This is a genomic window from Mesorhizobium sp. M3A.F.Ca.ET.175.01.1.1 (genome assembly GCF_004791945.1).
Taxonomy (GTDB): Bacteria; Pseudomonadota; Alphaproteobacteria; order Rhizobiales; family Rhizobiaceae; genus Mesorhizobium.
Window position 1 is genome coordinate 76,349 of the sequence record NZ_SRTP01000007.1, and the last position, 12,474, is coordinate 88,822.

The window sequence follows — 12,474 nt, forward strand, 5'->3', positions numbered from 1 at the left end:
GCCGCTCTTGGCGATGCTACGGGCACAGCCGTTGCTATCGCCTTGAACGACACCCGTTTGGGTTCGGGCGCAGCGTTCGCCAATTCATTGTGGATGTCGCAGTCAGACGGCTTAGATCTCGACGAAGCCCAACACGCTCAAGCCTTCGCGCACCTCAGGCGCGCTCATGAAGAGTTCCCAGATCAGCCCGCTACGGTGGTTCTCGATCATCGCTATGATCGGCCCCTGATTTATAGCCAGATAGGTTCGAGCAAACCAACTTAGGTTCTCACTGAAGCTGTCGACAAATCCAAAAATTCCCCAGATGCGATGAAGCGGCTTTGTGAGGAAGCATCTCAACGCCCGCATGGATTCCACCGGCGCGTAGGGAAGACTGGACAAGGCTGCGCTTGGAGTAATAACGCCCCTGTCATTGTCCGGCGCGTGCGCAACGTAGCCATATGGGCCGTGGCCCGAGGTTAGTCCCCAGCAATCGGGGCCATAGCCGGAATGCCCGTGCGGGTTGCGAGCGCAATGTGCGTAATTGATGCGAGTATGGGCCACATTCTGTTGCCAGTAATGCGCATATCGGTCCCTCAGGCGCCGGGGGTCGAGCCCGCAGAATGAATACTGGGCCAAAAACAGGGGCCCTCCATAGTCCGGCCCAAGTGGAAGCGTCGTGCCGTAGAAACTCTTCCCGTTGCACATCTGGCCGTCGCGGGCGAACCCCCGGTGATAGGCGCTGGCCCTGATCGGGTGGGTGTCAGAGCCAGCTGCCAGCACATAAGGCAGCAGTCCTTCGTTCCATCCCGAGACGGGGCAATTCATCGCCCACCCGCAGCCAGGACTCCAGTGCCAGTAGAGCATTTCCTCGTCGCGGCAGTACCACTTCCATTCGATTGCTCGCCACAACCGACCGATCTGCTCTCGCAAGCGCACTTCCGCGACAGACTTTCGGCTGAAGTACTGGCGCGCACAAAACAGGCCTTGGAACAACAGGGCCGTCTCCACGCAATCACCACCGTCGTCGTTGCGAGCGAAGCGGATGGTCTTCCCGCTCCGGCCATTGACGAAGTGTGGAAACATGCCGTGATATCGGCTGACCTTTTCCAGAAAAAGGGTTATGCGGCTCAGATGCTCGATCGCGTCATCGCGAGCGATCCAGCCGCGTTCGACGGCCACGATCATGGCAATCACCCCGAAACCCGTGCCGCCTATGGCAGCGAGGTCATTCTCGGACCGGGGCGCAAGCCGCTGTCGGTCGCGCGCCATGCCGCTTGCGGGGTGCGCGCCGTCCCAGAAATATCCGAACGTCTGACGCTGCACAATTTCCAACAGCGCTTCGTCTGCCAGGTCACTGAGGTCTTTCATCCGTTGGGGCGTCGGGAAGGGGCTGCATCAGGGAAGTGGGCGTGGATGATAGTCGTTTGCGGGCCGTCTGGCCAAAACTGGGGATCTCTGTCCCCGGTGCCAGTCGAGGAAAGGCCCTACCTGGAAAACGCGCCAGCGCGTGCTTCAAAGATCGGGATCGCCATCCGCTACCGCGTCTTGTCGAGCAGTGCTGATAGGTAGTGTTCAGCCGCTGAAGACTGCGCCTGCGCAATCAAGCCGCGTTCAGCGCTTTGTTCGGCAAGCATCGACATGGCGGGCGGGACGAGTTCTGCAAAGATGAGAAGAGCCAGAAAAGCGCAGGAAAATTTCACAATCAGCAACAAGACAACGGGCGTTTGATCCTGAGAGTTCATGGCGCGCCTTCGCAATCTCTAACAAGCAGCCAACTCACGGGCTTACATGTAGCCGGCGAAGCCCCGAAGGCTGGAATAGTAAACGCTTACATGAACCTGTCAACGGCTCCTGAATGATGCGCCGTTGCACCGCCAAGCTCCGAAATCGCGAGATGCGTCCAACAAGTTTGTGGTATCTGTTGCGTGCGGCATTGACCACCGCCGCGGTTAACGGGCCGCTGGGATCCGATGTGATTGCTCCGCACTTTCAGTTTCGACTGGCGATATGAAGCGCAGCGGTTCCAGCTAGTGCAAACATGGCTGCCAGCAGCAGGTAGATATTGGCCAGGGAGGTTGCCTCGGCCAGCGTCCCAAAGCTAGGCGCCGCAGCAAGCGCGATTAGATACCCGGTCGCGAACACGACGACGATGCCGGATGCGCCGCCGCGTCGTCCTGCCATGCTCAGCAACGTGGGGAAGATATTGGCCACGCCGATGCCAAGCAGGACAAAGCCCGATAGCGCTATTGGTGCGACCTTGGCGAAGGCCACGATAGCAAGGCCGATGATTGCAAGGCACGCCGAGATCGCAAGAAGTTGCCTTTCCCCAACCGAGGTCCTCACGCGATCGCCAGCCAGCCGGCAGAGCGCCATTGAACTTGCAAATGCGCCATATCCCACCCCCGAGTAACCGAGATCCAGCGCAAGATTGCCAGTAAGGTAGAGAGGGCTCCAGTCACGGACCGCTGCGTCTGTCGACATGCACACCCCAGCAAGCAGGCCGGCGACGATGAGCAACCACTTGGCGCTGAGTGGCCGGGCTGCCACCGTCCCGTGAGGTGGACCTGCGGCAAGGAGCTTGCCTTGGTTCGCCTCAAAAAGCGCCGAAAGCAACACAACGGCAATCAATGCGCCAAGAGAGCCTCCTGCATTCTTGACAAGCAGGCCTCCCAGAACCGCTCCGGTAAGGCCGCCGAGGCTCCACATGGCGTGGAAAGAGGACATAAGGGCTCTCTCGGAGGAGCGCTCAGCCTCAACGGCCTGCGCGTTCATGGCGACGTCCATGGTATTGCCCGCTAGTCCAAGAACCAGCAGGACGAGGGCGAATACGAAAGGGACATGCGTGAACGTGGCCAGGACGACCGTCGTCAGAAGTATCGGGCCTGCGACGCGAACCACCTGTCTGCTGCCAAAACGCGCAATCAGAGATCGACTTGCCAGCATGGCCAAAAGCGAGCCGACGACAATCATGAACAGTGACCAGCCGAATTGGCTTTCAGATATGGAAAGGCGGGCCTTGACCGTCGGTATGAGCGAAGACCATGTGCCGAAGGCACTGCCGTGTACGAAGAATGTCGAAAAGATCGCCGTGCGGCTCCTGCTGGCATTTGGAGACGCGACGGCAGCCTGCCCCGAGGAGCGTATCGGACTTTCCAACAAGGTCTGGTCTCCGGTGACGTGTCGCGCAATCAGCGACACCGTCGATCGTTCGAAAGGCTCGATCGACCTCTGTCGTAACGGCTCTTTCTAATCGCACCTACAGCGGATAAATCTGATTTGTAAAGGTTTTCATTATGGCGAAGCGCGCGACTCGAAGGCGCTTGGCGATCCTTCTCGACGAACAGCTCAGCCGTCGTCGCCGCGGGCAGGGCAGCTGGCCGTGCTGATACAAGTGCGCCCCTACTTTGGGCAAATGATCAGCGCGCCGGTCTTTGCATGCTGGCTGCGGTAGATCTGGGCCGTTCGCTCGGTGGTGCGCTTTGCCTCCGCGCACAGCAGATCGAAAGCTTTGGTCAATGGAGAGCGGACGGCAGATGGCTGGGACAGATGGACTACGTCAACTTAGCTCCCTCTCTAACAAACCGTTCGAAAACATATTGCTTTGCACCACGAACGCTTTCTTCGAGTGAAGAGCCGAGGGCAAGAAAGGCCGCGACAGCGGTGGAGAGCATGCAACCGGTACCCCTCATCCTGTGCTTCAGGCGCGCTGCTTCGAACCGGATGGCCGGACCGTCTGGTGGAAGAAGCAGGTCAACCGCTTGCGATCCCTGCGCATGTCCGCCCTTGACCAGCACCATGGTTCCAACATTGCTGGCTAGTCGCTTGCCCTGCTGGCAAGCGGCTTCTTCGTCCAACGCCAGCACAGAGCGAGTCAGCGCAGCCAATTCGGCGAGATTAGGCGTGACCAAGCGGCAGGCCGGCATCAGATCGCGACGAAGCGCGTCGATTGCGTCCGCCTCCAACAACAGCCGTCCCGAAGTCGAGGCCAGCACCGGGTCGATGACGATCGGGACTGGGCGGTTGTCCGCCAGTACAGAGCAGACTGCCTCGATTGCCGCCTCCGTCCCCAGCATGCCGATCTTGACGGCCGCGACCCGGCTGGCGGCAAAGGCAGTGCGCATCTGGGCGGCGATAAGGTCCGGCGGCATATGCTCGATGTGCTCGACGGCAGAATGCGTCTGTGCGGTAACGGCCGTGACGGCGAGACAGCTGCGGAGGCCAAAGGCGGACACGGTGTCGACATCGCGGGCTATCCCGGCCCCCCCGCTGGAATCCGAGCCCGCGACTATCAGCACGTGTTGGGTCATCGCCATGGGGCCGTGGCCGCCAGCCATTCCAATGTACGTGCCTCGGGATGAACGTTGCGGGTTATGTCGGTCACGACGGCGGCGCTTGCGGCTCCTTGCGCGAAGACACCGGCAATCCGCTCGACGGTGAGTCCGCCTATGGCCACGAGCGGAAGCCTGCCGATGCGCTGCTTCCACAGCGTGATGCGGTCCAGCCCTTGGGGGGCCCATTTCATTGCTTTGAGAATGGTCGGATAGATCGGCCCAAGCGCGACATAGTCGGGCTTGGCTTGCAACGCGGTCTCGAGTTCGGCCTCGTCGTGGGTGCTTAGGCCGAGCTTCAAGCCCGCCCTGCGGATCGCTTCCACATCGGCCTCGGCCAAGTCTTCCTGGCCGAGATGGACGAAATCGCAATCCTCTTCGATCGCGATACGCCAGTAGTCATTGACGATGAGCTGGCAGCCATGGCCTTCACATATCCCCTTCGACACCCGGATCTCTCGGCGCAGCGAAGCTTCGTCGAGGTCTTTGATACGTAGTTGCACCAGCTTCACGCCAAGCGGCACAAGACGTTCGACCCAGGCGGCGGAATCGACGATCAGGTAGAACGGATCGAGTTTCATGAGAATGCCGCCATCCCGATCACCGGAGTGGAGGGGACGGCCACGTCACGCGGCTCAAGCGGGCCGGCACAATAGGCCTGGCGACCAGCCTCGACCGCCTTGCCGAAGGCTGCCGCCATGGCGATTGGATCGCCGGCCTTGGCGACTGCTGTGTTGAGGAGCACCGCGTCGTAGCCGAGTTCCATCGCGGCCAGCGCATGCGACGGTCTGCCGATGCCGGCATCGATGATAAGCGAGACGCCGGGGAAATGACCGCGCAGGCTCCGCAACGCCTCGGGGTTCTGCGGTCCACGCGCCGAGCCGATCGGTGCGCACCAGGGCATCAAAAGCTCGCAGCCGGCGTCGAGCAGCCGCTCGGCGACAACCAGATCATCGGTCGTGTATGGGAAAACCGCAAAGCCTTCGGCGTTGAGGATCCTCGCGGCTTCCACCAATCCGAAAACATCCGGCTGCAGTGTATCGTGGTTGCCGATCACCTCGAGCTTGATCCAGTCCGTGCCGAACACCTCACGTGCCATTCGGGCCGTCGTCAGCGCCTCCTTGACCGAGTGGCAGCCGGCGGTGTTGGGCAGGACGCGAACGCCAAGCGACTGGATAAGCGACCAGAACTGGCCGCCTGATTTGCCGCCCGCGCTCTCGCGGCGCAGCGATACAGTTACGACCTCGGTGCCCGACGCCTTCACGGCCTCGGCCATCACGGCAGGCGACGGGTAAAGCGAGGTGCCAAGCAGAAGGCGCGACGAGAGTTTTTGTCCATAGAGTTCAAGCATTGGATCACCCTCCCTGCATCGGAGACAGGATCTCGATGCGATCACCTTCGGTCAGTCGGCAGCGGTCGCGCTCCTTGGCCGGAACAACCTCGCCATTGAGGGCTGTGGCGAGCCAGCCACCCTCATAATCGAGTTCGGTCATAAGCGCGGCAAGCGTCTCGGCCGCAACATCACGGTTCTGGTTGTTAATGATGAGCTTCAAGAGAAAACTCCTTTGGTGCGCGGTTTCCCAGGATCATGTCAGCCGCCAGTCGGGCCATCGCCGGCGAAAGCAGAAAGCCGTGGCGGTAAAGGCCATTTATGCGAAGACGCTTTCCGTCTCGCTCGACCCGTGGCAGGTTGTGGGCGAAGGCGGGACGCACCCCGGCGGCTGTTTCGACCAGTTCAGCCTCGCCGAAGGCCGGATGTAGGGCATAGGCGGCACCGAGCAGCTCCATGGTGGATCGCGCGGTGATCGGGCCCGCGGCATCGCTTTCGATCATCGTCGCGCCAACCATGAAGAGGTTTTCAGGGCGAGGCACCACGTAGATCGGGATGCGCGGATGCAGCAGACGAACGGGCCGGGCAAGCGAGATATCGCCTGATCGTAGAATGAGCATCTCGCCGCGGACGCCGCGCAGCTCCGGCCGCCTGTCGGCGATACCGGTGCAGTCGATCTCGTAGTTCGGTACGGTCGCGACAGCGCTGCGGCCGAATTCGAGCCTAACGCCCATGCCGATCAGCTTGTCGCGAAGCGCAAGCAAGACCTTGCGCGGGTCGAGATGCGCCTCCTCGCCGAAGAACAAGCCGCGCCGGAACCGGCCGGCGAGGGCGGGTTCCAGCGCAGCGATCTCATTGGCGTCGACCGGCCTGAAGCCGGATGTGCGGCGGCCGAACCGGTCCAACTCACCGGCATCGCGTGCAGGCGCCACGACCAGGGTGCCCCTGCGCGAGACATGGCCGGGCAATGCTGCGTCCCACCAGTCGGCCGCGCCGCGTCCGAGCGTGAGCACCGCCTCTTCGGCGCTCTCGCGTTCGCACCAGGGCGCGAGCATGCCGCCGGCTTGCCAGGAGGCATTGCCGGCGATCTCCATCCGCTTCTCGGCCACTATCACATCGGTGCCGCGCGTTGCCAGTTCGTGCGCGAGCGTCAGCCCGGCAACGCCCGCTCCGCGGATGAGCACCTTCATGGCGTGTCCGTGCGCTCCGGGGCGCGGTCGACGGGCATGTAAAGATCGCCGCCGTCCTGGTACTTCGCCGCCATGGCCGCGAGCCCTTCCTTCTGCGCTTCCGCGCGGATGTCGTGCGAGATCCGCATCGAGCAGAATTTGGGGCCGCACATGGAGCAGAAATGCGCCACCTTGTGTGCTTCCTTCGGCAGGGTTTCGTCGTGGAAGGCGCGCGCCGTCTCGGGATCGAGCGACAGGTTGAACTGGTCCTCCCACCTGAACTCGAAGCGCGCGCGAGACAGCGCGTCGTCCCTGACTTTGGCGGCCGGATGGCCCTTGGCGAGGTCTGCGGCGTGAGCGGCGATCTTGTAGGTGATGACGCCGGTCTTGACGTCGTCGCGGTCGGGCAGGCCGAGATGCTCCTTCGGCGTGACGTAGCAAAGCATCGCCGTTCCGAACCAGCCGATCATCGCCGCACCGATGCCGGATGTGATGTGGTCGTAGCCCGGCGCGATGTCGGTGGTGAGCGGCCCCAGCGTGTAGAACGGCGCTTCGCCACAGACTGCGAGCTGCTTGTCCATGTTTTCCTTGATCTTGTGCATCGGCACGTGGCCGGGGCCTTCAATCATCACCTGGCAGTCCTTGGCCCAGGCGATCTTGGTGAGCTCTCCAAGCGTTTCCAGCTCGGCGAACTGGGCTCGGTCGTTGGCATCGGCGATCGAGCCGGGGCGAAGACCGTCGCCGAGCGAGAACGCCACGTCATAGGTACGGCAGATGTCGCAGATCTCCTCGAAATGCTCGTAGAGGAAGCTCTCCTTGTGGTGGTGCAGGCACCACTTGGCCATGATCGAGCCGCCGCGCGACACGATGCCGGTGACGCGGTCGACGGTGAGCGGAATGTAGGGCAGCCGCACGCCGGCGTGGATCGTGAAATAGTCGACGCCCTGCTCGGCCTGCTCGATCAGCGTATCGCGATAGACCTCCCAGGTCAGCGCCTCGGCAATCCCGCCGACCTTCTCCAGTGCCTGGTAGAGCGGCACCGTGCCGATCGGCACCGGCGCGTTGCGCACGATCCAGTCGCGGATGTTGTGGATGTTGCGGCCGGTCGAGAGGTCCATCACCGTATCGGCGCCCCAGCGGATCGCCCACACCATCTTCTCGACCTCTTCAGCCATCGACGAGGTGACGGCCGAATTGCCGATATTGGCGTTGATCTTGACCAGGAAGTTGCGGCCGATGATCATCGGCTCGCTCTCGGGATGGTTGATGTTGGACGGGATGATGGCGCGGCCGCGCGCCACCTCGTCGCGCACGAATTCCGGCGTGACGAAGTCCGGGATCGCCGCGCCGAAGCTCTCGCCATCGCGTTGAAGTTTCGAACGCAACTGCTCGCGGCCGAGGTTTTCGCGGATGGCGACGAACTCCATTTCCGGCGTGATCATGCCGGCGCGTGCGTAGGCAAGCTGGGTGACGGCACGGCCGCCAGTGGCGCGCAACGGCCTGTTGCGCACCGGGAACTCCGGCGTCAGGCGATCAGCCGAGACGAAGCCGTTGTCCTCGGGCCTGATCGTGCGGCCCTCGTAGCGCTCGACATCGCAGCGTGCCTCGATCCACGCCTCGCGCAACCGCGGCAAGCCGCGCTCGATCTCGGTCTTCCCCGTCGCGTCGGTGTAGGGACCGGACGAGTCGTACACCGTGACCGGCGGTTCGCCGGCGCTCGGATGAACCGAGATCTCTCGCATCGGGACACGCAGGCCCGGGTGAAGTTGGCCCGGTTTGTGGACTTTCTTCGAAGCGGGCAATTCGCCGACAGTGACGGTCGGGGTGTGGGCATTCATGAGTGAGCCTCCTTGCTCGAGTGCAACGGAGACCCAGTCCACGCGAAGAGGAGGAAGTGACGCTTCGCCTGGAAGACGGGCACTGCCCGAATACCGAAGCCGGATTGCCGACCCGCGAAACCTCGCACCGTCCCTACGCCAGTATGAACTGGATCAGGTTCAACGGGTCACTGCGCGCAATAGCAGTATCTCAGCCCCTTGCCGGGACTCCCCTGGTGAGGCGCTTAAGATGGACGATGGGAGGTCGCGCTGTCAACGCTTGCAGCGCTTGCCGCCTTAAATGAGCCCTGCAAGTGGCCGTTGGTATGCGTCAGGGACCGCGTCGAGAAAGAAATTGCGACGAATGCCAGCGCGATGACCCCGAAGCTGGCGGCGAGCGAGGAGATTTGAGCGATCAGCCCCAGCAATCCTGGTCCCAGCAGCAGTCCGGCATATCCCATCGTCGTCACAGTTGACATGGCACGAGCAACGGACGTGCCGCTCACACGACCAGCGGCCGCAAAAAGAGTAGGCACAATGTTGGCAAGGCCGAGACCACACACCGTTAGCGCCACGAGAGCAACGGTAAGATTGCCGCCCATGAGGATTATTGCGACCACTGAAGCTGCGCAAACCACAGCGCAGTAGCGCAACGTGCGCATCTGACCGATTCGGTTGGCGATGGCATCACCGAACAAGCGTCCCATTGCCATCATCGTCGCGAATGCAGCGAAGCCGTAGGCTCCAGTGCTCTCTGCTGCACCGGATCGCGTCACGATGTAGATGGCGCTCCAATCCATCATTCCGCCCTCGGCCAGCATTCCTAGAAATGCGAGACCGCCAAGCAGGTAGAGATGGGTCTTGAAGACGCCCTGGAGCTGAGCATCCTTCGTCTCGACAGGGGCGGGAGGGGTGTGGATCCAGCTTGACTTGTTCCAACCAATCCAGGCGACGGGAGCAATCACTGCAACACCAATTCCCGTCACCCCGAGGCAGAGGTTCAGAGCGCCGCCGCGCGACAGTATTTGACCCACGACCAAAGCGCCGGCCAAGCTTCCAAAACTGAACACGGCATGGAATGACGACATTACCTGCCGGTGCAAAAAACGCTCCAACGCTGCGGCGTCAGTGTTCATCGACACGTCGAGCGTTCCAAACCCGGCACCGGCGAAAAACACAATCACAGCCAGCCAATGGGCGCTCTCGGCATAAGGGAGAGCCAACAGCGCGGCGCCGAACGTGAGCGAACCCAGTAGGCTGAGCACACTGCTTGGAACAATCGTCGCCAAGCGGCCGACATTGGTCATCATTGCGATCGCGCCGAGAGCGAAGCAAATTAAAACCAGTCCAAGCTGACCCTTATCCAGATTCATCTGAACGCTGAGAACAGGAAGGGAGGACGCCCAGGCTCCAATACCGAGGCCGCCACCCAAAAAGAAGAGGCTGCAAAACAAACGGCTATTTTGGATGGCTAGCGGGATTGTCGAAAAATCGTTCACTATCATAGCTCTCCGGCTTGGCTATATCGTCGTCCGGCTCCCGCGGGTATGCGGGCGAAGGGGGCGTCGCCGCCGCTGCTGACTAAGCCGGTCTCGATGTGCACCGATTTCGTCCCGATGTCACAAGGTAGGTATTCGGTCGTTCCGAACAATTTCGCAGTCCACCGATCGCCGACGCAAAGCGACGCAAGACTTGAACGCCTTTAGTTTGTGCTGGAGCCAACGCGCAAGGCAGAGCTACTCCATTGGGCTGGCTGGTACGACGATTGCATGGGGAGCCGGGACTCGTGTTCCGACAGATTGTGACCCGCGTGACGACTTGGGCGCGCCAGGGTTGGCGAAAGGCCAGGCTCATCTGTTGGCGGTACGAACTCGATCTCCACGAAGGTGGCCATCTAGCGCATCTCCAGGGAACGACTCCGGCCGGGTTATGTTGCCCGGATTTCCTCTCGAAGCAGTATTTCGCTAGCTGTGCGCATCATCGCGTCACAAATGGTCGTCATGCGAAATTGCTGAAATAAGGAGCAGAGACTAAACCACCCAATAAAAAGGCGCGACCAGCCGCTGCCAGTGGGAACAATGAGCGCCGTCTGCTCAAACCGTCAAGTACTTTAGAAGATCGTCAGAGCCGTCGAATCGGATACATGTAGAACATTAGCAAATGAATTGGGTGAGAAATTGGTAAATCACCAGACTCGTTTGGGAAGCATATTGGCAACGCCAGCTGCGTTATATATGTTTGTCTTCTTTGTAGCTCCTGCAATTGGGCTTTTCATATATAGCTTTTGGTCGTCCGAGGCATACCGGATCGTTCCCGATTTCCAATTTTCCAACTACTTGGATTCTCTGACGTCAGCCGTCTTTTGGAAGGTGACTTTAAACGCAATTCGGATCGGGTTGATTACCGCCACCATATCAGTCCTGCTAGCCATCCCGGTGGGTTACTATCTGGTATATGTGAGCCGTTCCCAAATTATCCTTTATCTGATTTTGATCACTTGGTTTTCAAGCTACCTGGTTCGCATCTACGCTTGGCGCACATTGCTCGGCACCAACGGCCTGTTGAATACCGTGCTTCTCGAGATGGGAATCATCCACGAGCCTGTAACGGCTTTCATTTTCAACTCTTTCGCCGTCACCATCACACTGACGCATATCTACCTGCCGTTTTGCATTCTCCTGGTGGTTTCAGCGCTGAGCGAGATCAAGCGCGACCTCGTCGATGCATCGCGAGATCTTGGCACCTCGGCGCTGGGGGCCTTCTTCCGCGTCATCGCCCCAAATGCGGCAAACGGGCTTGTCGGCGCCTTTATGCTGACATTCATCCTGGTGGCAGGCGACTATGTAACCCCACAGATGCTTGGCGGATCGTCCGGACAGACGACAGGACTCTTAATTGCGGATCAGTTCCGCAAGACCGGAAATTGGCCGCTTGGCGCTGCCCAGGCTTTTATCATGTTTGCGGTCTCCGCCACTCTCTACGTCGCGGTCATGACGATCGGGCGAGCCACGGGGATGATTGCCAAGCGACGCGGCGCTGTAGTGTTGGAGGAGGCGTAGATGCTTCTGCGGCTTGTCGTTTGGATCATCCTCGCCTTTCTATTGGCGCCGCTGGTCATCATCGTTCTTTTCAGTTTCCATGCCTCACCTGCGTTGTCGTTCCCATTCGCGGGGTTCAGCCTTCGCTGGTACCATGACCTCTTTGGCAATCAGCTGCTTATCGAGGCAGTCCTCAAGAGCCTGACCGTCGCGGCCCTGACAGCCTTGATCACCCTTTTGCTTGGCGCATCCACGTCACTTGCATGGTTGCGTTTCGGTCAAGCTGGGCGCTTCCTGATCGAAGCTTTCACGATAACGCCGATTGCCCTTCCAGGCCTGTTCGTGGGCGTGTCTCTGCTGGTGCTATTCGCGCAGGCAGGTATCCAGCTATCCACCGCTACGATTGTCATCTCGCACGTGGTCATCGCTATTCCAATTCTCGTGGTGGCGATGAGGGCGCGACTCAGCCTCTTCGATCCTTCCCTCGAGGAGGCCGCGCGGGATCTCGGCGCAAGTAGCCTGCAGACCTTCGCGAGGGTGACCTTGCCCCTGATGGCGCCAACGCTGATCTCTTCAGCGATTCTGGCTTTTGCCGTGTCCTTCGACGAGTTTGTGGTGACGTCCTTCGTTGCCGGCACCGAGACGACCCTTCCAATGTACATCTGGTCCATGATGCGCCGCACCGTCACACCGCTCATCAACGCGGTATCCACGCTCGCGCTGGCATTTTCGATCGCCATTCTCATTGCGGCCTGGGCCATTGGCCAACTTCGCCGCAATTCCTCCATTGCTGGCCGCACGATACCTTGA

12 protein-coding genes and 1 riboswitch are annotated in these 12,474 nt (G+C 60.7%); of the genes, 2 read left to right on the top strand and 10 right to left on the bottom strand.

Features of this window, described 5'->3' with window-relative positions; genetic code table 11:
• Positions 1-111 precede the first annotated feature (111 nt).
• The 10 genes from EN818_RS17780 to EN818_RS17825 all read right to left on the bottom strand — a co-directional run bounded on the left by EN818_RS17780 (position 112) and on the right by EN818_RS17825 (position 10,125).
• A complete protein-coding gene (locus EN818_RS17780; RefSeq protein ID WP_127404839.1) occupies positions 112-1,350 on the bottom strand; it encodes a glucoamylase family protein in 1,239 nt (412 codons plus the stop codon).
• Positions 1,351-1,517: 167 nt separating this feature from the next.
• On the bottom strand, positions 1,518-1,724 hold the full coding sequence (locus EN818_RS17785; protein ID WP_128314448.1) for a hypothetical protein: 207 nt from the start codon (positions 1,722-1,724) through the stop codon (positions 1,518-1,520).
• A 247-nt stretch (positions 1,725-1,971) separates the two neighbouring features.
• Positions 1,972-3,180, bottom strand: a complete 1,209-nt coding sequence (locus tag EN818_RS17790; protein WP_189523805.1) for an MFS transporter — start codon at positions 3,178-3,180, stop codon at positions 1,972-1,974.
• 353 nt (positions 3,181-3,533) lie between these two features.
• A complete protein-coding gene (locus EN818_RS17795) occupies positions 3,534-4,295 on the bottom strand; it encodes a hydroxymethylpyrimidine/phosphomethylpyrimidine kinase (protein ID WP_135904941.1) in 762 nt (253 codons plus the stop codon).
• Positions 4,286-4,891 carry a thiamine phosphate synthase gene (locus tag EN818_RS17800; protein WP_135904939.1) on the bottom strand — a complete coding sequence of 202 codons (606 nt, stop codon included), beginning with the start codon at positions 4,889-4,891 and terminating at the stop codon, positions 4,286-4,288. The genes EN818_RS17795 and EN818_RS17800 overlap by 10 nt, the downstream gene beginning before the upstream one ends.
• Positions 4,888-5,661 carry a thiazole synthase gene (locus EN818_RS17805; protein WP_127404844.1) on the bottom strand — a complete coding sequence of 258 codons (774 nt, stop codon included), beginning with the start codon at positions 5,659-5,661 and terminating at the stop codon, positions 4,888-4,890. The genes EN818_RS17800 and EN818_RS17805 overlap by 4 nt, the downstream gene beginning before the upstream one ends.
• Before the next feature lie 4 nt (positions 5,662-5,665).
• On the bottom strand, positions 5,666-5,863 hold the full coding sequence (gene thiS, locus EN818_RS17810) for a sulfur carrier protein ThiS (protein WP_127404845.1): 198 nt from the start codon (positions 5,861-5,863) through the stop codon (positions 5,666-5,668).
• The gene (thiO, locus tag EN818_RS17815) at positions 5,847-6,830 is read right to left on the bottom strand and encodes a glycine oxidase ThiO (protein WP_127404846.1); all 984 of its coding nucleotides are present in this window, start codon (positions 6,828-6,830) and stop codon (positions 5,847-5,849) included. The genes thiS and thiO overlap by 17 nt, the downstream gene beginning before the upstream one ends.
• A complete protein-coding gene (thiC, locus tag EN818_RS17820) occupies positions 6,827-8,647 on the bottom strand; it encodes a phosphomethylpyrimidine synthase ThiC (protein ID WP_135904937.1) in 1,821 nt (606 codons plus the stop codon). The genes thiO and thiC overlap by 4 nt, the downstream gene beginning before the upstream one ends.
• 112 nt (positions 8,648-8,759) lie before the next feature.
• Positions 8,760-8,871, bottom strand: a riboswitch (TPP riboswitch).
• A complete protein-coding gene (locus EN818_RS17825; protein WP_189523804.1) occupies positions 8,872-10,125 on the bottom strand; it encodes an MFS transporter in 1,254 nt (417 codons plus the stop codon).
• A 711-nt stretch (positions 10,126-10,836) separates the two neighbouring features.
• Between EN818_RS17825 and EN818_RS17830 the strand changes: the two genes are divergently transcribed.
• The gene (locus EN818_RS17830; RefSeq protein ID WP_245518838.1) at positions 10,837-11,685 is read left to right on the top strand and encodes an ABC transporter permease; all 849 of its coding nucleotides are present in this window, start codon (positions 10,837-10,839) and stop codon (positions 11,683-11,685) included.
• Complete coding sequence (locus EN818_RS17835; protein WP_135904933.1) at positions 11,686-12,474, top strand: ABC transporter permease; 789 nt, start codon at positions 11,686-11,688, stop codon at positions 12,472-12,474. It begins immediately after the preceding gene.